23 protein-coding genes and 1 tRNA gene are annotated in these 22,255 nt (G+C 30.9%); 14 read left to right on the top strand and 10 right to left on the bottom strand.

Annotated features, from left to right (window positions below):
• Window positions 1-101: 101 nt before the first annotated feature.
• The 5 genes from Q0870_RS09290 to Q0870_RS09270 all read right to left on the bottom strand — a co-directional run bounded on the left by Q0870_RS09290 (window position 102) and on the right by Q0870_RS09270 (window position 5,093).
• A complete protein-coding gene (locus Q0870_RS09290; protein ID WP_298554916.1) occupies window positions 102-389 on the bottom strand; it encodes a twin-arginine translocase TatA/TatE family subunit in 288 nt (95 codons plus the stop codon).
• Between the two features lie 81 nt (window positions 390-470).
• Window positions 471-2,732: a M1 family metallopeptidase gene (locus Q0870_RS09285; RefSeq protein WP_298554913.1), complete on the bottom strand. Its 2,262-nt coding sequence runs from the start codon at window positions 2,730-2,732 to the stop codon at window positions 471-473.
• A 109-nt stretch (window positions 2,733-2,841) separates the two neighbouring features.
• The gene (locus Q0870_RS09280; protein WP_298554910.1) at window positions 2,842-3,345 is read right to left on the bottom strand and encodes a DUF6702 family protein; all 504 of its coding nucleotides are present in this window, start codon (window positions 3,343-3,345) and stop codon (window positions 2,842-2,844) included.
• Window positions 3,346-3,406: 61 nt separating this feature from the next.
• Window positions 3,407-4,201: a hypothetical protein gene (locus Q0870_RS09275; protein ID WP_298554907.1), complete on the bottom strand. Its 795-nt coding sequence runs from the start codon at window positions 4,199-4,201 to the stop codon at window positions 3,407-3,409.
• A gap of 91 nt (window positions 4,202-4,292) precedes the next feature.
• A complete protein-coding gene (locus Q0870_RS09270) occupies window positions 4,293-5,093 on the bottom strand; it encodes a carboxypeptidase-like regulatory domain-containing protein (protein WP_298554905.1) in 801 nt (266 codons plus the stop codon).
• Window positions 5,094-5,195: 102 nt separating this feature from the next.
• Here Q0870_RS09270 and pepE point away from each other — a divergent pair, with 102 nt between their 5' ends.
• Window positions 5,196-5,903 carry a dipeptidase PepE gene (pepE, locus tag Q0870_RS09265; RefSeq protein WP_298554903.1) on the top strand — a complete coding sequence of 236 codons (708 nt, stop codon included), beginning with the start codon at window positions 5,196-5,198 and terminating at the stop codon, window positions 5,901-5,903.
• A gap of 177 nt (window positions 5,904-6,080) precedes the next feature.
• Here pepE and Q0870_RS09260 read toward each other — a convergent pair.
• Together Q0870_RS09260 and Q0870_RS09255 are read right to left on the bottom strand one after the other, a co-directional pair.
• Window positions 6,081-6,153, bottom strand: a tRNA-Gly gene (locus Q0870_RS09260).
• 51 nt (window positions 6,154-6,204) lie between these two features.
• Window positions 6,205-6,630 carry a GNAT family N-acetyltransferase gene (locus Q0870_RS09255; protein ID WP_298554900.1) on the bottom strand — a complete coding sequence of 142 codons (426 nt, stop codon included), beginning with the start codon at window positions 6,628-6,630 and terminating at the stop codon, window positions 6,205-6,207.
• Window positions 6,631-6,644: 14 nt separating this feature from the next.
• On the opposite strand from Q0870_RS09255, the gene Q0870_RS09250 reads away from it, so the two are divergent.
• Both Q0870_RS09250 and Q0870_RS09245 read left to right on the top strand, forming a co-directional pair.
• Window positions 6,645-7,145, top strand: coding sequence for a GNAT family N-acetyltransferase (locus Q0870_RS09250; protein ID WP_298554897.1), 501 nt, complete (start codon window positions 6,645-6,647; stop codon window positions 7,143-7,145).
• Window positions 7,146-7,241: 96 nt separating this feature from the next.
• On the top strand, window positions 7,242-8,009 hold the full coding sequence (locus Q0870_RS09245) for a M48 family metalloprotease (protein ID WP_298554895.1): 768 nt from the start codon (window positions 7,242-7,244) through the stop codon (window positions 8,007-8,009).
• An 86-nt stretch (window positions 8,010-8,095) separates the two neighbouring features.
• Here the strand turns inward: Q0870_RS09245 and Q0870_RS09240 are convergent, their stop codons facing one another.
• Window positions 8,096-8,503: an ankyrin repeat domain-containing protein gene (locus Q0870_RS09240; RefSeq protein WP_298554892.1), complete on the bottom strand. Its 408-nt coding sequence runs from the start codon at window positions 8,501-8,503 to the stop codon at window positions 8,096-8,098.
• 253 nt (window positions 8,504-8,756) lie between these two features.
• Here Q0870_RS09240 and gpmI point away from each other — a divergent pair, with 253 nt between their 5' ends.
• Genes gpmI through Q0870_RS09220 form a run of 4 tightly spaced genes read left to right on the top strand, consistent with a single transcriptional unit; the run spans window position 8,757 to window position 12,352 of the window.
• Window positions 8,757-10,268, top strand: a complete 1,512-nt coding sequence (gene gpmI, locus Q0870_RS09235; protein WP_298554889.1) for a 2,3-bisphosphoglycerate-independent phosphoglycerate mutase — start codon at window positions 8,757-8,759, stop codon at window positions 10,266-10,268.
• A gap of 52 nt (window positions 10,269-10,320) precedes the next feature.
• Window positions 10,321-10,725: a BT0820 family HAD-type phosphatase gene (locus Q0870_RS09230; protein ID WP_298554886.1), complete on the top strand. Its 405-nt coding sequence runs from the start codon at window positions 10,321-10,323 to the stop codon at window positions 10,723-10,725.
• Window positions 10,726-10,766: 41 nt separating this feature from the next.
• Window positions 10,767-11,585: a type I methionyl aminopeptidase gene (gene map / locus Q0870_RS09225; RefSeq protein ID WP_298554883.1), complete on the top strand. Its 819-nt coding sequence runs from the start codon at window positions 10,767-10,769 to the stop codon at window positions 11,583-11,585.
• 2 nt (window positions 11,586-11,587) lie between these two features.
• Window positions 11,588-12,352 (top strand): class I SAM-dependent methyltransferase, encoded by a 765-nt coding sequence (locus Q0870_RS09220; protein ID WP_298554880.1) that lies wholly within the window; start codon window positions 11,588-11,590, stop codon window positions 12,350-12,352.
• On the opposite strand, the gene Q0870_RS09215 is transcribed toward Q0870_RS09220, so the two are convergent.
• Window positions 12,353-13,333 carry an FAD:protein FMN transferase gene (locus Q0870_RS09215; protein WP_298554877.1) on the bottom strand — a complete coding sequence of 327 codons (981 nt, stop codon included), beginning with the start codon at window positions 13,331-13,333 and terminating at the stop codon, window positions 12,353-12,355.
• Between the two features lie 16 nt (window positions 13,334-13,349).
• Window positions 13,350-13,727 (bottom strand): Na(+)-translocating NADH-quinone reductase subunit F, encoded by a 378-nt coding sequence (locus Q0870_RS09210; RefSeq protein ID WP_298554875.1) that lies wholly within the window; start codon window positions 13,725-13,727, stop codon window positions 13,350-13,352.
• 152 nt (window positions 13,728-13,879) lie between these two features.
• On the opposite strand from Q0870_RS09210, the gene Q0870_RS09205 reads away from it, so the two are divergent.
• The 7 genes from Q0870_RS09205 to Q0870_RS09175 all read left to right on the top strand — a co-directional run bounded on the left by Q0870_RS09205 (window position 13,880) and on the right by Q0870_RS09175 (window position 22,247).
• On the top strand, window positions 13,880-14,542 hold the full coding sequence (locus tag Q0870_RS09205) for a porin family protein (RefSeq protein ID WP_298554871.1): 663 nt from the start codon (window positions 13,880-13,882) through the stop codon (window positions 14,540-14,542).
• 208 nt (window positions 14,543-14,750) lie between these two features.
• Window positions 14,751-15,881, top strand: a complete 1,131-nt coding sequence (locus Q0870_RS09200; RefSeq protein WP_298554868.1) for a hypothetical protein — start codon at window positions 14,751-14,753, stop codon at window positions 15,879-15,881.
• 56 nt (window positions 15,882-15,937) lie between these two features.
• A complete protein-coding gene (locus Q0870_RS09195; RefSeq protein WP_298554865.1) occupies window positions 15,938-16,723 on the top strand; it encodes a hypothetical protein in 786 nt (261 codons plus the stop codon).
• Window positions 16,724-16,759: 36 nt separating this feature from the next.
• On the top strand, window positions 16,760-17,488 hold the full coding sequence (locus Q0870_RS09190; RefSeq protein ID WP_298554862.1) for a hypothetical protein: 729 nt from the start codon (window positions 16,760-16,762) through the stop codon (window positions 17,486-17,488).
• A gap of 196 nt (window positions 17,489-17,684) precedes the next feature.
• Window positions 17,685-18,263, top strand: a complete 579-nt coding sequence (locus tag Q0870_RS09185; RefSeq protein ID WP_298554859.1) for a sigma-70 family RNA polymerase sigma factor — start codon at window positions 17,685-17,687, stop codon at window positions 18,261-18,263.
• A gap of 3 nt (window positions 18,264-18,266) precedes the next feature.
• Window positions 18,267-19,007 (top strand): tetratricopeptide repeat protein, encoded by a 741-nt coding sequence (locus Q0870_RS09180; protein WP_298554857.1) that lies wholly within the window; start codon window positions 18,267-18,269, stop codon window positions 19,005-19,007.
• Between the two features lie 69 nt (window positions 19,008-19,076).
• Entirely contained in the window at window positions 19,077-22,247 is a 3,171-nt protein-coding gene (locus Q0870_RS09175; RefSeq protein WP_298554854.1) for a CHAT domain-containing protein, read from the top strand.
• Window positions 22,248-22,255: the final 8 nt, after the last annotated feature.

The raw sequence follows: 22,255 nt of genomic DNA, 5'->3' as shown, positions 1-22,255 counted from the left end.
CCAAATATATTTTAAAGAATACATCGTTTTCTACAAAATCGATAAAATGTAAGATAAAAATGATAAATAGATGAACTACATATCGACGAACAGATAAAAGGTTAAAATTTACGTTTTACAGAACCTGTAAAATCTTCTATATCATCTTTTACTTTATCAAGCTCTTTTTTTACATCTTTAGTAATGCTAGTATCAAGTCCGTTTTTTTCGGCAGTTTTTGTTATTTCGTGCTTAATATCATTGGTAGCGTCTTTAAGTGTGCGCATGCCTTTACCTAGCCCACGAGCAATCTCTGGCAATTTATCGGCACCGAATACCATGATTGCTATAAATAGAATAAATGCTATTTCTCCTCCACTAATAAATAAAAATGTTGTTTGCTGTATCACAGTACAAATATAGTGAGATGTTTTGTTAGAATAAAAAAAAGCCGATTTTAAAAAATCGGCTTTTCAAAAAATAATAAGTTATTAACCTTTTACCTTTTCTTTGAATTTGTCAAACTTATTTTCTTCAACCTTTTTAGGCCAAGAATTATTAGAGGTATCAACATCTGCCGTTTCCAAATCTGGATCAACAATAATACCTGCTATAGCTTTATTTGTTCTAAACACCTTACTTACCTCCTTGTCATTGTACCTCCATATTTCAGCTGGAAATGTTTTTCTTTCAATAGTTCCATCTTCATATGCAATATCAATAATAATTGGCATTACTAACCCTCCTGGTTTTTCAAAAGTTACTTCGTAAAAATATTTAGGTGCTTCTTTTAATTTTGCTTTTTCAGCCTCTGGAAGGCTTACCAAATAATCATTTAAAAAATTAAAATCTGAAATACTCTTTACATTGTTAGGCATTTTACCGTCTTTAACTTCAGCGTAATAAACTAATCTATCTTTAAACTCAGCCAAATCCATATTATACTTTCTCGCCGTTTCTTTTGCTGTTTCTGTAGGTTGATCCGTTAAATAGTATTGCTTAACACTTTTAACTCCAATGTCTGTATAATCAGTTGTATAAAACCAACCTCTCCAAAACCAGTCTAAATCCATAGCTGAAGCATCTTCCATAGTTCTAAAGAAATCTGCAGGTGTTGGATGTTTAAACATCCATCGTTGTGAGTAAGTTCTAAATGCATAATCAAACAATTCTGGCCCCATTATAGTTTGTCTTAACATATATAATCCTGCTGCAGGTTTTGTATAAGCATTAGGTCCAAATTGGTACACATAATCCCCATGAGACATGATAGGAGAAATATTAATTTGATCGCCACCCATGTAAGGTACAATGTCTTTTGGAAGGTTTCCTGTTATAAAATTAGGATCATAATCTAGCTCTGCTAAAGTTTCAACAAATGAGTTTAAACCCTCGTCCATCCAAGTCCATTGGCGCTCATCACTATTTACAATCATTGGAAAAAAGTTATGACCAACCTCATGTGTTATTACTCCAATCATTCCTCTTTTTACGCGTTCTGAATAAGTTCCATCGGGTTTAGGACGACCATAATTAAAACATATCATTGGATATTCCATACCTTGTCTTTCTGAATGAACTGATATTGCCTTACTATAAGGATAATCAAAAGTAAGTTTAGAATATTCCTCCAAAGTATTTGCAACAACTCTTGTAGAATGTTCTTCCCACAAAGGATTTCCTTCTTTTGGATAAAGAGATATAGCCATTACAGAACGACCATTAATATTAACTGCCATAGCATCCCAAATATATTTTCTTGAAGAGGCAAATGCATAATCTCTAACTCTATTAGCTTTAAAATGCCAGGTTTTTTGTTTAGTACTTCTTTGTTTTTCGGCAGCTTCAGCTTCTTCTTGTGTCACTATAAAAACAGGATTTTTGAATGATGTTTCAGCAATTTTTAAACGTTTTTGATGTTCTTTTGACAAAACTTCTTTAGAGTTTTGCAACTCTCCTGTAGCTTCTAAAATATGATCGGCAGGAACGGTTATCTTAACATCAAAATCTCCAAATTCTAAAGCAAATTCGCTACGTCCCCAAAACTGCATATTTTGCCAACCTTCAACATTATCATAAACACATAACCTTGGGTAAAACTGGGCAATAGTATAATTATTATTCCCATCTGGAAAAGTTTCTAAACCAGAACGACCGCCATCTACATTAATATCGTTTATATTATAGTGCCATTTAATACTAAATTTAAATACATCACCAGAAGCTAATGGCTTAGGCAAATTAATGCGCATCATAGTTCTGTTTATAGAGTGTGATAAATCCGCCCCATCTTCATTCTTAACATAATCTATATTGAAACCACCATCAAAACGTTCTTTCATATTTGCTTTGACAAAAGACTTTGGTCCATTAAAAGGAGCATTAAACCTTTCTGCATTAGCTTCAGGGGTTTTAGAATCTTTAGCACGCATATTTTGATCTAACTGTATCCATAAATATTCTAAATTATCTTTAGAGTTATTATGGTATGTTATTTTTTCATCTCCAAAAATTTGGTTTTTATCTTCATCCAAACGAATATTCATTACATAATCAACCTGTTGTTGTGTATATGCATGACCTGGAGCCCCCGAAGCTGTTCGTGTTTCGTTTGGTGTTGCCAAAACATCTTTCATTTGTCTAAACTTGTTTTGATCTGTATGTCCTTGTGGTTTTTCATTAGCTTGCTTTTGAGCAAAAACGCCAGAAAAAATAAATACAAACGATAAGAAAAGATACGCGTGCTTTTTCATAGTTGTTTTTTGTTTAATTAGAAAATAAAGTGTTTTTACCAATTTTCGTTAGAAGATTATCATAAAATGTGCACGAAAATACTAAATTACATATTCAATTTACTTTATTTTAATTAAATTTTAACAAAGCATTAGGATTGTCATAATTTAAAATAACACTTTTATTCTTAGCGTTTATTTTCGTTTTCACAATATTTTGTTGATCTGTTTGCAAATCGAATAAAACACTATTTGTAATGGAGAAAGTTTCTATATGTTTTACGTCAACAACCTCTAAGTAACATCTTACAATATCGCCTTCATATTCTTTACCTATAAAATTGAACAAAACGTCTTTATTATTTATTTGTAATTTGATTTTATCTTGCAGATATGTATCCATATAAGTATCAACTATTTCAGGCTCATTTTTTTCAGCTAGTATAATGCTTTCATCATAATTTGATTTTAAAGCATTTTCAAAATCATCAATAAAAATTCTAGAAATTATTTGAACCGACTCCTTTTCCTCAACATAGTTAACTTGAGTAACACTTATATAATATTTGTGCATAGATGTAAATGCAAAAAAAGGAATTATAGTTATGAATATCAGTAATTTAAAAAAATTCATATTTATGATTTAAAGATAACTAAAATACTTTTTTGTTTTTCAAAAAGCATTCCAAAGTTTATTATTTTTTATTAGAACTCATGTTTTCTAAATACTGCTTATATTTTTTTCTTAAAAAAATTAAGGTATCAAAATCTCCTTTATTTTTACAATACTTTATAAAATTTTTATCGTCTGCGCAGAAATAAAAAAAATCCATTTTCAATGATTCTTCTATTGGGTTTGAAGCAAAAAAATCTTTTGCAAGTCTTGCTTTTATACTTCGCATTAACGCCTCCTTTTCTTCAGTTTTAACTCTGGTCTTAAGCATTTTTGTTCTACCACTAATACCATTTAATATTGGGTTTATCGGAATACCTCCTCCTAAAAGACCTAATAACATTATAGGTTTAAACTCTCCTGCTTCATATAAACGTCTCTCACTTTGCGTAGCTTGTTTACCTGTATAACCAGGAATACCAACATCATAGAAGTTAATAGGCGCATCGCCTTCTGTATTATTAATATCTAAAATTAAATCGCCAGTTAAAACTTTACCGACAATAACTTCATCTAACTCATTAATATGTTCGTCTAATTTTACAAAAACGGCTTTATTGTCAATAATCTGAGATGAAACAATAACTTCCTTTAATTTATGCTGTATAGATGAGAACGTTAAAGTATCATTTAATTTAGCAGTGATATGAAAATGCCCTTTATTATCAGTTATAGTAAAAACTTGAGCGGTTTTATTCATAACATGAATATTTTCAATATTTCTTTCACCTTCTACCCTTCCTAATACTTTAATAGACTGACCAAGAACAGGAAGTGATAATAAAATTAAAAAAAGAAATAGTAATACTCTACTCAAATTGGTTAAATTAGAGCGTAAAGAACGTATTTCAAATCTTAAAAAAAATGTAAATGATTTTTAATGTTTTGTTAAATGCTTTTAAGCCAGTTTAGTTTTTAGCATTTAAAAAAGCCACACTTTTAGCATTTAAAATTTCTAGAAATTCCATTTCCTTGCCATAATTAAGCAAAGAAAAATCAAAATCACCACTTTCAACAAATTGAATAAACTCTTCAACACGATGTTCTGGAATATTAAAATTATCAACTAAAAACTCAGATCCAAAGTAATATTTAATAGACTCTATTGGTACATCTGGTACGCCAGCTTTCTTTTTATCCTTAACCTCAGATCTAAATAAAGGCAATAATAACTGGTCTACAACATTTACAATATTTAAACCATTAACCATTGGTAAATGCTGCCTGTCAACAGTAACATTTTCTACATCCGTTTTATAGTCCGTTTCAAAATCATATTCCTTACTATTTTTAACCCCAAAATACAAGGCATCTAATTGCGGCTCAAAAGGTTTGGTATCCGCTAAATCAGTATCCAAATTACCCGACAAGCCTTTTGTAAAAACAATAACCTCATCTAATCTATTAATTTCTTCAATTAAAAAAAGCTTCATTTTTTTAGATTTAATAATAGCCTCATTAACTTTAAAACTAATATTTTGATATTGCAATGCACTTACTTCAATAGTGTCATCTAACGTTACTTTTATTTTAAACTCTCCATTCTCGTCAGTAATCGTTCCAGTATTTGAAGATGCATTAAATATGGTAATACCAGAAATATCACTGCCTTCAACAATAATTTTCCCCGAAACCTCAATTCGAGTAATTGTTTGAGATATAGATGATAAAGAAGACACTAAAGCAAAAATCAATAAAAATCGTTTCATAATTTTTATTTTCAAATTACTACTTTAATTCGTTTCTTAAAAAGAAAAGCTATCATTTTTTTAATACAAATAATCAATTAATTTTATATAAAATTATAATTCATGCGTAACATAATCATAGCCAGCACCTCAACAGTTCATGGTAGCGGATATTTAGGATATATTTTAGACCATTTAAAAACGTTTTTCAAAAACGCCAACACCATACTTTTTATTCCCTATGCAAGACCAAGTGGTATTTCGCATAAAGATTACACAGAAATAGCAAGAAAAGCATTCAAAAAAATTGATAAACAAGTAAAAGGCATTCACGAATTTGAAAACCCAACCAAAGCCATTAAAAATGCAGAAGCCATTTTTACAGGTGGCGGCAACACTTTTGTTTTAGCAAATCAATTACACAAAAACAACTTAATTAATGCCCTAAAACAAACCATACAAAATGGCACACCGTATTTAGGCACAAGCGCTGGTAGCAATATTTGCGGTTTAACCATTAAAACCACTAACGATATGCCCATAGTATATCCTCCAAATTTCAATGCTCTAGGTTTAGTCCCATTCAATATAAACCCACATTATTTAGACCCAAACCCAAATAGCAATCATAAAGGTGAAACTCGAGAAACCAGAATAAAAGAATTTCATTACTTCAATACCCAGCCAGTAATAGGACTAAGAGAAGGTAGTTGGCTGCATGTTAATAACAATTCTATAATTTTAAAAGGAGCATTAACAGCCAGAATTTTCGAATACAACAAAACACCATATGAGGTTGAAACTGGCATAGAATTAAATCAATTAAAATAATAGTTTGGGCATGCCCCTAAAGGGTCAGGCTATCCGCTACAAGTCCTCGCTCCGTGCCTCCGCTGTGGGCTTTCCACTACTATCCTTCATGCAGGGTGTAGCAATCAATGCCACAGCATGATCCAAACTAAAACAAATCTGCATAAAAAAAGCCTCATATTTCTATGAAGCTTTTTGAGCGGGAGACCAGGTTCGAACTGGCGACATTCAGCTTGGAAGGCTGACGCTCTACCAACTGAGCTACTCCCGCCTTTAATTCCGATGCAAATATATAAACACTTTCTTCTTCTGCAAGAAAAAATCAAAGCTTTTTCAAAAAATGATAGCCTAAAATTTTAAAGCCCTCATTAAAATAAAATTTATGTGATTGATAATTACTCACATACGTATTTAACTCCATAGCCTCAAACTCCTTTTCTGAAACATACGCATAAATCCATTCAAAAAATTGCTTACCTAATCCCAATCCTCTGTAAACATCATCTATTATAACATGATCTGGCTCTACACTCTTACCAGAATAATGCCTTGTACAATACCATAATCCACAAACACCAATAAGCTTATCACCATCATAAATTACTGCACACTCATAATTTTGAGTAATCATTTCTGAGAAACGTTGTTTTAAAACGTCTTCTGAGACTTTAAAATCATTCAATTTTTGCACAAGTGGAACCACAGCATTAATATGCTCTTTTTCAATAATTTTAAATTCAAACGGCATAAAATAAATTTTAAGTGAAGATAATAATTCTTCAAAATATTTTTAAGTTTGAAAAAACAAAAAGTATCAACACTTCAGAATATCAAATAAAAACCATAACCTCAACAAAAACTTATACTGTAAGACATTCTGTTTTAAGAACAGGAAAGCCCATTGAAACTTGTATTTTTGATGGCGATAATTTAGAAACCACCATACATTTAGGTCTTTTTATTGAGTATAAATTAGTTGGTATATGCTCCTTTTTTAAAAATTCAAATCCTAATATTTCAGAAGCAAATCAATATCAATTAAGAGGAATGGCAATTCTAAAACCCTTTCAAGGTAAAGGTCTAGGAAACGTCATTTTAAAACAAGGAGAAAATTTACTCAAAGAAAAAAAGGTAAAAACCCTTTGGTGTAACGCCAGAGAAGTAGCTATTAATTTTTACAAAAAAAACAATTATCAAGTTACAGGTAACGCATTCAACATAAAAAATATAGGTATTCACTACACCATGTTGAAAACGCTATAAACCACTATATTCAAAAAGAGTGACTTAACTTAAAAATAAGTGTCAAAATTATTATAAACTAAAATTTTGTAATTTTAGTTTCAAAATTTTTTTAAAATGAGAGGAAGAAATCTAAAAGTCCGTTTATTAATTGGAGTAGCCATAGCTTTATTTTTTGTATTCAAAAGATGTAGCCAAAGAGAAGAGAATCCATATACAGGAAGAATGCAAACTATATCAATGACACCAGATAAAGAAATTGCTATTGGCTTACAGAGCGCACCTCAAATGGCACAACAGCACGGCGGTTTGCACCCAAACAACCAATATCAAGCATTAGTAGATAATGTTGGAAATAAATTAGTAAATAATAGTATTGCTAGACAGACACCTTATAAATACGAATTTCACTTATTAGCCGACCCCAATGCTATTAATGCCTTTGCATTACCTGGGGGGCAAATATTTATAACACATGCTCTTTTCTCTAAATTAGAGAATGAAGATCAATTAGCTGGTGTATTAGGGCATGAAATAGGACACGTTTTAGGAAGGCATAGCGCAGAGCGTATTGCTGAAAGTGAATACTGGCAAGGTTTAGCCACAGCCGGATCTGTTGGAGCAGATATGGGCGGATTAGTAAGTGGAATTGGTCAAAATACATTATTAACTAATGGAAGAGATGATGAATTGGAAAGTGATGATCTTGGCGTTAAATTTATGATTAAAGCAGGTTATAATCCGAAAGAGATGATAGGTGTTATGGAAATTTTAAAAAGTGCAGCTGGACCAAATCGGGTTCCAGAATTTAAAAGCACTCACCCAGACCCTGATAATAGGATTGAAAAAATTGAAGAAGCCATAATTAAATACAAAAATCAATAGTATCAATTTCAATATAACACAAAAAAGCCTCGTTAAACGAGGCTTTTTTTAGAGTGACTAACTCAAATAATTATTAATTTCTATAATTATTTTCTTTTTTTAGCTTGTTTTGCATCAGCAATAGCTTTAATTAAAATAGCTTCAGCATCCTTTGCGCCATGTATTTTTGCATATTTTAAAGCTGTCATTTTATTATTAGACTTTACTTTTAAATTAGCCCCATGAGTAATTAGAAGTTCTAAAATATCCGTTCTATTAAATTTTGCAGCATACATAACAGGAGTCATTCCATTGGATACTTCGTTAACATCTGCACCTCTACTAATTAATTTTTGAACTGTTTCTAAATCGCCTTTTGCAATAGAAACACAAAAAGAATTCACTTTAAAAAAAGCTCCTACTTCATAATTAATAGTTGAATTTTCAGGAGTTGCATTAACAGATACAATTGAAAAGCATAATGCGATTGCGGAAATAATGATTGTTTTTTTCATGATGAAAGATTTTAATTTGATTTATTGATTTATGTTTTTTGATATACTAAAGAGACGATAATAAATTCTATCTGTTACACAAAAATTAAGATATAACACATTTTTAACGTTTATTTCACACATTGTTAACTAAAATAGCCACTATTGATAATTATGCTAAATCCTTAATAAATAAGGCATTTCAAAGGGTTTATTGCTTCATTTATAACTAAGTTTCATATCTTTGTTTAGTTTTAAAATTTTAACAAAAAAAATGAACAAAAAAGTTATTTTAATGATTCTTGACGGTTGGGGAAATTCTCCAGACCCAAAAGTTTCTGCTATCGATCATGCCAACACACCATTCATAGATTCTTTATATAAAAAATACCCTTATGCAACACTTCGCACAGATGGTTTGCACGTTGGTCTGCCAGAAGGCCAAATGGGAAATAGTGAAGTAGGACACATGAATTTAGGTGCTGGTAGAATTGTATATCAAGATTTAGCTAAAATTAATTTAGCCATAGAAAAAGACACTTTAAAGGATGAAAAGGTATTAGTTGATGCTTTAAAATATGCTTCAGACAATAATAAAAATGTTCACTTTTTAGGGCTACTAAGTAATGGAGGTGTTCATGCTCACACTAACCACTTAAAAGGTTTTATTGATGCAGCAAATAAAGCTGGAGTAAACTCTTTTGTACATGCTTTTACCGATGGTAGAGATGTAGATCCTAAATCAGGAAAAAGCTATGTTGAAGATTTGGAAAACCATATTAAAGGTACACGAACAAAAATAGCTACCATTACAGGACGCTATTATGCAATGGATAGAGATAATCGTTGGGAACGTGTACAACTAGCTTATGATGCTATAGTAAATGGAGTTGGTACTAAAACAACAAATCCAACTGAAAAAATTCAAGTCAATTATGATAACGATATTACTGATGAGTTTATCAAACCGTTAATTATTACAAATAATAATGAACCTGTTGCCAAAGTTGAAAAGGATGATGTTGTTATCTTTTTTAATTTCAGAACGGACAGAGGTCGTGAATTAACCGAAATGTTAAATCAAAAAGATTTCCCTGAGTACAATACTAAAAAAATCGACTTGTACTATGTAACCATAACAAATTACAGCGATGCATTTAATGGAATAAAGGTTATTTTCAATAAAGACAATATTACTGAAACACTAGGAGAAGTATTAGCTAAACACGGTAAAAAGCAAATTAGAATTGCTGAAACAGAAAAGTACCCACATGTTACATTTTTCTTTTCTGGAGGGCAAGAAAAACCTTTTGAAGGAGAATCTCGCATTCTTAAAAACTCACCGAAAGTAGCAACTTACGATTTAAAACCAGAAATGAGTGCTTACGAATTAAAGGATGCTCTTGTACCCGAACTTGAAAAAGGCGATGTTGACTTTGTTTGCTTAAACTTTGCAAATGGTGATATGGTTGGACATACTGGTGTTATGGAAGCAGCAATTAAAGCCTGCGAAGCAGTTGATGCCTGTGTTAAAGATGTTGTAACTACTGGTTTAAACAATGGATACACCACACTTTTAATAGCAGATCATGGAAACTGTGAAACCATGATAAACCCTGATGGCTCTCCAAATACGGCACATACAACAAACCCTGTTCCCGTTATTTTAATTGATAATGAGTTAAAAGAAATTAAAGATGGTGTTTTAGGAGATATGGCACCGACAATATTAAAACTCATGAATGTTGAACAACCTCTAGCAATGACTCAACACGCATTAGTTTAACGATAAAATAGAAATAATTAACTTTACAGGGTAATTAATGCCCCTAAACGAAATGAATTTTAACGATACTCTTATTATTGCTGTTGATTTTGACGGTACTGTTGTTGAAGATGCATATCCAAAAATAGGAAAACCTATTCTATTTGCTTTTGAAACTTTAAAAAAGCTTCAGGAAGATGGTCATCGTCTCATTTTATGGACTTACAGATGTGGTGACAAACTTGATGAAGCTGTTAAATTTTGTGAGGATAATGGTATCCGTTTTTATGCAGTAAACAAAAGTTTTACCGAAGAAGAATACACAGATGACATTAGTAGAAAAATAAACGCAGATTTATTTATTGATGATAGAAACATAGGTGGTTTTCCAGGCTGGGGAGAAGTTTATCAAATGCTAACAAATTCAACACCCCCTATTCCCGAAAAAAGGAAAGGCTTTTTTAGATTATTTAAATAAATTGTCTTTTTAAGTATCTTTGTACTCCTATTATTATATTTATGATTATTGTTAAAACAAAAGAGGAAATTGAATTAATGCGAGAAAGTGCATTAATCGTATCTAAGACTTTAGGCGAATTAGCTAAGGCAATAAAACCTGGAGTAACAACGCTTGAATTAGATAAAATAGCTGAAACATGTGTTAGAGACCATGGCGCAATCCCTGGATTTTTAGGATTATATGATTTTCCAAATACGCTTTGTATGAGCCCTAATTCACAGGTAGTACATGGCATTCCAAATGGAAATCCTTTAGTTGAAGGCGATATTATTTCAATAGATTGCGGTGCTTTAAAAAATGGTTTTTATGGTGATCATGCCTATACATTTGCAGTAGGAGATATTGACCCCGAAACAGAAAAATTATTACAAGTAACCAAAGAATCTCTATATGTAGGTATAAGAGAATTTAAAGCCAATAATCGTGTTGGCGATGTTGGTTATGCCATTCAAAAATATTGTGAAGATCATGGATATGGTGTGGTACGCGAATTAGTTGGTCATGGTTTAGGCAGCAAAATGCATGAAGACCCAGAAATGCCAAACTACGGAAAACGTGGTAGAGGCAAAAAATTTATTGAAGGCATGGTAGTAGCCATTGAGCCTATGATTAATTTAGGAACACATAGGATTAAGCAACATAGAGACGGTTGGACAATAACTACTCAAGACAATAAACCCTCCGCACACTTTGAGCATGATGTTGCTTTAATTGATGGCAAACCTGAATTGCTTTCAACGTTTGCATATATTTATGAAGCTTTAGGAATTACTTCTAATGAAGAAGAAGAATTCAGACAAAAAGCTTTAGTGCTTTAAGCATGAAACGCCTTTTTAAGACTATTCTCAATATAGTTCCTAGACCTTTACTTATAAGGTTAAGCTATGTAATTCGCCCAGTTTTAGCATTTTTTTTAAAAGGAGGCAAATTCACAGATCCTATTGATGGCAAAAGTTTTAGAACCTTTTTACCTTATGGTTATGGCAACCAACGCAATAACGTGTTATCTCCATCAACATTAAGTTTAGAGCGCCATAGATTACTTTGGCTATATCTTCAAAACGAAACGAAGTTCTTTTCAGAAAAATTAAAAGTGCTTCATTTTGCTCCTGAACAAGCGTTTTATAAACGCTTCAAAAACATGAGTAATTTAAATTATGTTACAACAGATTTAAATTCACCTTTAGCAGATGTAAAAGCAGATATTTGTAACCTTCCTTTTAAAGACAATGAGTTTGATGTTATTTTATGCAACCATGTTTTAGAGCATATTCCAGAGGACACCAAAGCAATGCAAGAATTATATCGTATTTTGAAAGTTGGTGGTATGGGTGTTTTTCAAATTCCTCAAGATTTAAAAAGAGAAGTTACTTTTGAGGATAATAGCATTACAGATAAAAAAGAGCGTGCTAAAATATTTGGTCAATATGACCATGTTCGTGTATATGGGCGTGATTATTTTGATAAGCTTCGAGGTATTGGTTTTAAAGTTGAAGAAGTTGACTATACAAGTTCTCTTTCCGAGGAAGTGATAGAAAATTTTTGTTTGGCTAAAGGCGAAATTATTCCTGTAGTTTTTAAATAACTAGTCTACCGAGAACCCATTTAAGGCAAGTGTTTCAAATTCTTGTTTGTCATTCTCAAAAATTAAAAACACCTTAAGTTCGGGGTGGGTCTTCAAAAAGGTTTTAACTTTTTCAATACCCATAGATTTAAAAGCAGTAGCATAAGCATCAGCCGTCATACAATCTTCAGTAATTACCGTTATACTTAGCAAATTTGTTTTACTTGGATAGCCAGTATCTGTATCAATTATATGCGCATAACGCTTACCATTTTTATCAATTTTAAATTTTCTGTATGTGCCAGAAGTTGCCATAGCTTCATCATGTAAACTAATGGCCTTTAAAATAGATTGTTCTCCCTCAAAATTTGGTTCTTCTAAACCAACTTTCCAGTTTTTTTGATTTTCTAAATTAAGACCCTTAGCCCTTATTTCTCCACCTATTTCAACTAAATAATTATTTATTCTTTGACTTTCCAAAAACTCACTAATAACATCTACAGCATACCCTTTAGCGATAGCGTTAAATTCTAAATACACATTTGGATTTGCTTTTCTTATAGTATTTTCAAGTCGATATGTTTTATCATATCCTACATATTGCATTAAGCTATCAATTTTTAAACTATCTATATCTTCAATAATGTTTTCTGCTCCAAATTTCCATGCATTAACTACGTTGCCAATTGTAGGATCGAAAGCACCTTCTGTTAGTCCAAAAATTTCTTTTGAAGCATCATAAACTTTCACAAAATGTTCATCAATTTCAAAGGATTCATTTCTATTAAGTTTTGAAATATCTGAATTAACTTGATAAGTAGACATTGACTTATTAATTGCATAAAACAAACTATCAAATTGAATTTGATAATTAACATTAGAGTTATAAATAATAGAATAACTTGTTCCAAAAACAGCGCCAGCAAGTTTTGTGTTTTTAGTATTTTGTTTGCATGAAAAACTAATTGCAAGAAGTAATAACCCCAATAAAAATTTATTCATTTTTTAATATTTCTTTTCAATTTAAATTAGTTTCTAAAACCTGAATACCATTATACTCTAATAAATAATCTTGATTTAAGTAAATAGGTTCCTTTTCGCCTTCAGTACTTCCAATACCAACACCAGCATACAGGACTTTTGCATCTTTCTCTCGAGCGTGACTTTTAAAAGACTCCATCCAAACCACATCATAATTATTTGGGTTTTCAGGAAGTATTACAGCACGAACAATAACAAAAAAATATTGTTTGTTTTTATCAATACAAACAAATTGTGGGTGTTTTTTCAATTTGCTATTTACAGCTATAAACTCAAACCCCCTCTGTTCTAAATCCTTACCAACATGATTCATGGCTAGATTATGCAATTCTTGCTCTGTTAATGGCTTACTCATTTTACAAAAATACTATAAATGATATTTTCTTGATGACATTTTCAAACTATTTGTATGAAAAAGAAATAACCTAAACATAACTCAACTAAAAATCAATGAAACGTAATAACATAATTCAATTAAAAATAAATACTAATTTAAAAATCAAACCAATGAAAAAAATTTATGTAACAACAATTGTAATTCTAAGTCTTGTATTAACTGTAAATTCACAAGACATAAAATTTGGAGCAAAAGGTGGAATTAACTTCGCCTCAGCATCTGGAGATATTAAAAGTACAGGAAGCAGGACAGCTCTTCATTTTGGGGGTATGGCAGAAATCCCTTTATCAACTGAATTCTACTTACAACCAGAACTTTTATTTTCTTCACAAGGTTATAAAGTAGCTAATGGAACTGGTACTCTAAATTATTTAAACCTTCCAATAATTGGGAAGTATTATGTAAACGAAGAATTAAGTATAGAAGCTGGGCCTCAAATTGGCTACTTATTATCTGCAACTATTCAAGTAGATAATATAAATACTGGAGGCAACACTAATACACCCACTACAGGCTCTTCAGAAAGAGCAACAAATGCCAAATCATCAAATGCTAATTCATCAGCTGTTTCCAATAACGCTATAGAGCAAGATATATCTAATTTTTTTAATAGTACCGATATTTCATTTGGTATAGGAGCAGGATACAAATTGGAAAATGGTATAAATATATCTGCACGTTATAATTTTGGTTTATCAAATATTTCTTCAGACAGTAGTGAAAATGTAAAAAACAGCCTATTTATGCTTTCAGTAGGATATTTTTTCTTTTAAATTTGATGAAAGCAAATCACAGCTTCATTTGTAAATTAAAAACCACCGCTAAATACGGTGGTTTTTTAGTTTAACAAACATGGCTTTTACTTAACAAGTAAAGCACATTTGGGCTTATATTGATTGTCTTTTTTCAATTTAAATGATGACATTTTTAAATACGTTCGATGAGATAGTATAAATGATTAATAATCTATACACTACCCTTATGAAAACATCTATTTACTTCTTTGCCTTGATAACAGTTTTATTTTTTTCCTGCGGACAACAAAAAGAAAACAACGATTTTGCAGAATTTAATATTAATTCTAGGACTTACAATAGCGACAATCAAACCACAAAAAAACCAACAAACACCAGTAAGCTAAAAGGCTATAAGGTAATGAGCAAACAGTTTGGCATGCCCGTAGGTGTTATGCCTATTCCTAAAGCATGGAATAAAAGCAACAATACTAAAGAAGGTATTTTATTTGAATCTAAAAACGGAGTAAAGGTATATGGAGAGCGTTTTATATCTCATTTTTATTCAAATAATCCGCAACGCAACCAATATGCTAAACAGAGTGGAAGCAATGTTAAACCCCCTAAAAATATTAATAGAGTTATTCAAGAAGATTTAAAGCCTTATGCAGAATCTCAAGGGTTGCGTTTGGTAAATCAATTTCCAATATCTCAACTCGCCAAATTTGACAAACGCTTTGATAGCTATTTGTTTAAAGCTAGCCCTGAAAACAAACAATATCAGTGTATAGCTACGGAGTGGGAAGATAAAGATGGAAGCATATCAATTGGTATTATTCGTTATTTCACAAATCAATACACTACCATTGGCGGTATGGACTGGGGCTACACCTTAAACTCCATGGGCGCTCCTAAGAACATTTATAAGCAAGCTAAAAAAGATTTTATAAACGCTTTAGTAAACTTTCAAATAAATGCCGAATGGGTTAAAGCTAATAATAATCATTATTCAAATTTATCGAAACAAAGTAATGCGGGGCATCAACAACGTATGGCTGCAATTAGATTGCAAGGACAAGCAATAAGAAACACAGGAAACACATATAGTTCTATGTTAGATGATAGTCATGAAAGCTGGAAACGTAGAAATAATATTAATGATGCTGGACATTCAAAAACAATAAATAGCGGTATTTGGGAAAGAAACACAGTTTCCAACCCAAATACGGGTCAAACTTATCAAGTAGAAGGACACAACAATCATTATTACGGCAATAATAACAATGAATATATAGGAACAGATAATGCGCTATACAACCCAAATATTGATAATTCAATGAACAATCAAGAATGGACTGAATATGAAATTGAAAATTAAAATGATGACATTTTAATTTGATTACGATGTTTTAATAAAACCATAAACAATATATTATGAAACTTATAAAATTATATAGTTCTATACTTACTCTGCTAGCCATACTATCATGCAGTACAAATGATATCAATAATAACCAAAATGGTCTTGCAAATTTTCAAACAACATGCGTAAATGGAAATGGAAATAACACACTTACAGGTCCAACTGGAGCTTACTATAAATATGCTCAAACTGGCGTTATACCATTAACTCAAGTACCTATATTACAAAACCCACAATTATTACCGTTCCCACATTCTTCACCTCTATTCGTAATAACATTACCGCAAGGTTATAAGGGTGAGGAATCTAGGCCTTTAATAGCAAACGCACCATTTCCATTGGGTATTGATATCGACAGAAATGATGGTGCTGTTACCTGGGATTATGTTCCTAGTTCTACATATCCTCCAAATTTCGGTGTTAATGATATCATGAAAGTAGTTATCGATAACATGTTAAATACTTATGATTTTAATGGCATTGATGATGTGGTGTGCTCTATTAATGTACCACAAAGTTTCAGTGGTATTAATTTTATTTATGCGTCTCGATTTTTAAGATTCGGAAGGTTTACTGCCATAGTTTGGATAAATGTAAAAGAGCTTCCTTTTGGTAATTTTTCTGTGACTTCATCTGTTTCAGCAGGACCAACAAATGAATTTGATAGACTAGTTTTAGATATCTTCTTACCACTTAGCAATCAATTATTAGTCGGTGGAGGATCACTTTCCGACAGAGATAATGATGGCACTCCAGATATTTATGACCGTGAACCTGACAACCCAAATATTCAATAAAAAACTATGAAAATCAATAATTTTAAAACACTAAAAATGAACACATCACAAAAAATAACATTTCATTTAATCGCTTTTTTCACTTTCCTAATTACAAGTTGTTCAACAACCGAAAATGATCCAAACAATTCCAATCCTGGTATATTTTCTGCAAATACGATTGAAACAACCGTAAATGGTGCTACAATAGAATGGACAGAATCTATTGATCCAGATGAAGATACTATTACATATGCCATTATTTTAGAAGAACAAGAAATAGCATCTGGTAATACAGGTTTAACATATACGTTCTCTAAGCTAGAACCAGAAACTAATTATGAAGGTTATATAGAAGCTAGAGATAATAATGGAGGTACATCTCAAGCTCCATTTTTCTTTACAACAGAACCAGAGGTTATTGTTAAAACATTAAATATTGAATATAGGCATTGGGAAGGATCTGGAGACTATGGTATAGTAGCCTATTTTGAAGTACCCGCGGTAGACAATGCTATAAGCTATCATCTCGAAATTTTAGATTACACACCAGATGTTATTCCTTCTAATGTAGGAAGAACATATTTCTGGAAACTAGGAGACTCTATAAGACAAGGTAATAATGTAGGATCTGGTGCTAGTCACTTAACTGAGTTCTCACCAGGGCTTTATCATGCTAATACATCCACAGGTAGTGGGCCAATGTCAGCTTTTGCTGATGCTCAAAGTTATTATAAATCTATAGTATCTACAGCAAGATTAACTATAATTGTAGGCCAAGGATAAATAAATCATTTTATGTCTGGTAGTATATTCTAAAAGAATTAACGAATTTATAAAACAAGGTAAAAACATAATCAATGTTCTACCAAAACAATTTAAAATATTTGATAAAAGTAGATAACCGAAATATTAGCCCTTTGGTAGTGTAAGTGTTTGCTATAAAATGAAATAATTGTATCTTTCCTTTAGCTATTAATTCATGGGGAAGTCAATAAATTTATTAAGTCAATCTGAACTCGTTTGTGCAATAAAATCAAATGAATCAGATATTTTAAAACACTTTTACACAACAAACTATAAAAAAGTGGAGTTCTTAATTCTTAAAAATAGTGGTTCAATTGAACATGCTAAGGATATTTACCAAGAAGCTTTTATTTCGGTTTGGACACAAATAAAAAATGATAAGTTTATTCCTAAAAATGACACTGCTTTACAAGGCTATCTATATCAAATAGCAAAAAACAAGTGGATGGATGTTTTGAGGTCCAAATCTTTTAGAAACTCTAAGTCTTTAGATTATGAAACATTAACCTTTATAAAGGATGAGACTAATAATGATGAAGATACTGACTTAAAAAGTAACAAACTAAAATTAGCCATGGAAACTTTTAAAAATTTGGGGCAACCATGTAAACAACTTTTAAGCATTTTCTATTTTGAAAAAAAATCATTGAAGGAGATTGCATCAGAACTAAAAATTGAAGAAAACACAGCTCGAAATAAAAAATACCGTTGTATGGAAAAATTACGTGCCATGGTATTAGTACACAATAATTAGACATTGAAAGATAATAGCGAAATATCACAAGAATTACTAGAAATTATAGAACGTTACATAAATGGTTCTATGACAATTCAAGAATTGAAAGATTTTAATCAACTTCTTGAACTTGACAAGGAGTTCAAAACTAAAGTTAAAGATGTTGAAACGATGCTAAAAGGCATTGAAGCACAAACTTTAAAAGAACAACTTGATGAGTTTCATGAAGCTATTCCACAAACCATCATAAAAAAACCAATTCGTGGTAAAGTAAGGTTTTTAAATTTTAGCAAAATTGCAGTAGCTGCTGCTCTTGTTTTAGCCATTGGGGGAATTTGGTTTTTCAGCTCTCCAAAAAACGAAAAACTATATACCAACTATTTTAAACCAGATCCAGGTTTACCTACAACCATGGGTAGCACTAATAATTTTGCATTTTATGACGCCATGGTAAACTATAAACATGGCGACTATAATATAGCAATTGATAAATGGAAGGTTTTACAGGAAAAAAAACCTGAAAATGACACTCTAAATTATTTTTTAGGGGTAGCCCATTTGGCTAATAAAAATATAAATGACGCCATTCCTTTTTTAGAGCGATCAATAGAAGCAGAAGATGGTTTTATTTTTTTAGATGAGGCCTATCTTTATTTAGGATTAGCCTATTTAAAAGAAGGTAACGTTGAGCTTGCTAAAAAGCACCTTGACTTAAGTGAAACTGACACTGCCAAAGCAATTATAGCAAAACTGAAACCGTAAATTTTTAATCGTATGATTAAATTGCATTCGTTTTATAAAAACATATTTTTAGTGTTTATGTTTTTTTTTATGTTTGAATTTCAGGCACAAAATAATTCTATCTCAGATATTGCATACGTCCAAAAACTAGTAAATACCGATTCTCTGGACAAGGCTAAAACAGAGCTTAATAAACAAATTGAATATTATCTAGCAAATAAAAATTATGACACTTTATCTCATTACGTGTATATCCTTGGAAAGATTGAGCTATCAATAATTAATAAAGATAAAACAATAAAACAAAGTTTAGATTTAGCAAAAAAATTAGAAAAGAACGCTTTAACATTAAAGTCAAGACATCAAATAAAAATAGATTTATCCAAATTATTTAATGAGCAAGGAAATCCACAAAAAGCTTATGATTATGCAAAACAATCTAAAGTAATAGCTTTAAAACAGAATGATAATGAACCCATATTAAATTCAGACTACCGTTTAAGCGAATATGCTTTAAGAACTGGAAATATAAACCTCTTTGAACAACATACACGGGATGCGTTAAAAATTATTAAAAAAAATCCGTCTCAAAAATTCAAGATATCTGCAAGAGTTTACAATTACCTTGGTGCTTTAATGTACTTTACTTCAAAACCTGATAGTGCTTATCATTATTACCAAACGAGCTTAAAAAGTACTATTGAAATGGATGACAACCCAGAAAATAGATTATATTTTCCAGCATCCATAAAATCTAATATCGTTTTACTAAAACAGAGTCAGAGTAAATACGCTGAAGCCATGCTACTCATTCAAGAAAGCATAAAATTATATAAAGAGTTTTTAAATAGCACTCATAATCATCCATTAACCTTTCGTGTACAACGAAATCTATCTTTAGCATATCGAAATTTATCAAGTCTTTATTTTGATTTAGGTGATTTTGAAAAATCAAAAAAAATAAGTGGTATAGCCTATAAACATGCTAAAGAAAATTTATTACCTAATAGCTTAGAAAACTTCTCTGCAATTACAGTACTTGCCGAAGTGATAATCCCACTAAAAGAATTTAAATATTCATTATCATTATTAAATGAAGCAGAAATTATAGTTAATAAAATACCAGGGGATAATTTTGTTACAAAAGCCAACATGTATTATAATAAAGGACTTATTAACAAAGAGTTAAAAAACTATGAAGATGCAAAAAAATATTTAGAATTAAGTAATCATTTTCATCAAAAAGCTCATCCAAATGAATACAGTAGAGATCGTTTATTTGTTATTACGAATTTATCTTTGGTATTAGCTACAATGAATGAAAAAAAACAGGCCATTTCAATTTTAAAAAACACCTATAATTACTTCCTAAAAAATAAAAGTGAACAAAGTAATTTAATAAATATTGTGCTAGTAGCGCTAGCTAAAACATCAATGCTCACAGATAATTATAAGGAGAGTTTAGAATGGAGCAAAAAAAGTATCGCTTTATATGAAAAGTACAACGACACCGTTAAAAACAGTTATGACAAATCACATTTTGAAGGATATAAAGCGGAAGTATTAATTCTTAACGCAAAATCAAGATACCAATTATCAAAAACTAAAGACAGCTTGTTCTTGAAGAACATTCTAATAGATGTTAAAAAAGCTATACATACTTTGGAAGAAAGAAGAGCATTAATAACAAGTGTAATAGATGTAAATAGGTTGATAGATAACAATTATGAAGCCTTTAATTTTGCAAAAAAAATAAACCTTGAATTATATCAACTAACAAATAATCCAAGGTATTTAAACAAAACAATAAGTCTTCATGAATCTGCTTTATATAATAGAATACGAGCACGCCTAAACCTTAAAAAATCAATTTCTTTTACAGATATTCCAAGTGGAGTAATAGAAAGAGAAAACATGCTTAGAAAGCTGCAAAATTCTAATTTTGAAGAACAGGAGAATAATCCCGTCCAATCCCTTATTGAAAACAATAATAAATGGACAACTTTTCTAGATTCTTTAAAAACCTTCTATCCAAAATATTATAAGATGCGCTATGCAACTATTGAAGAACCTTTAAATAATCTTCACGAAAACATTCCAAAGCATAGCACTGTTTTGCGCTACATATTCATTGAAAATGAATTATATGCCGCAGTTATTAATAATCAAGAAAAAAAAATATTCAAACTAGATAGCAGAAACATTGAAAACCTTATTTCTCAACTATCAGAAAATCCATCTGACCTTGAATCGACGAGTAGCAAATTACATATGCTATACCATCAACTATGGCAGCCCTTTGAAAAGGAAATAACCACAGACCATGTAATTATTATTCCTGACGGTATATTATTTAATTTAAGCTTTGAAAGCTTAACACCTGCAAAAGTAAAATCGTTTAAAGAGTTAGGCACAAATAGCTTGCTCTCAAACTATACTATTTCATACAATTACAGTTTGCTTTTATTAGATGCTCAAAAAAATCCAATAAACTTCCAAAAAGACTTCATTGCTTTTGCGCCAGAGTTTAATGACAAAATGAAACAAAATTATAGCGTTGCTATACAAGACTCTCTATCCATTGATGAAACATACCTTACGCTATTACCCCAGCCATTTAGTGTAGATTTAGCCAAAGCCTATTCTAGACTGTTTAATGGAGATTATTTTATAAATGAAAATGCTTCAAAACAAATTTTCAAAAATGAAGCTAACGAACATAAAATTATTCATATTGGTACTCATGCTGAATCTAATAACGTATCTCCCGAATTATCTCGTTTAATATTTGCTAAGAATATTGAAGATGAAGACAACTCGCTATACACTTATGAAATTTACAATGAAAATTTAAACTCTAACCTTGCCATTTTAACTGCTTGTGAAACAGGAAAACCTACGTATCAAACGGGAGAAGGGATGATATCTCTAGCACATGCTTTTAACTACGCTGGTAGTGAGAGTATTTTAACAAGTCTATGGAAAATTGACGAACAGTCTAGTTCTAAAATCATACAATTGTTTTATGATAATATAAAAAAAGGACTACCCAAAGACAAAGCGCTACAGCAAGCAAAACTAGATTATATTGATAAAAGTGAAGGAAGAGTTGTTCATCCACAATACTGGGCTGGATTGGTATTAATAGGAGACACTAACCCCATAAGTTTAAATACAACTTCAAACATTATTTGGTATTTACTAAGTGCCTTATTACTTATACTTGCCACAATTTATATTATTAAAACTCGTAAAAAGTAAAAGAGTTA

Origin of the sequence: uncultured Algibacter sp. (assembly GCF_947487575.1) — a bacterium.
Classification (GTDB): domain Bacteria; phylum Bacteroidota; class Bacteroidia; order Flavobacteriales; family Flavobacteriaceae; genus Algibacter_B.
Note: the sequence above shows the minus strand (reverse complement) of the source record. Positions and strands in the feature narration are given on the sequence as shown.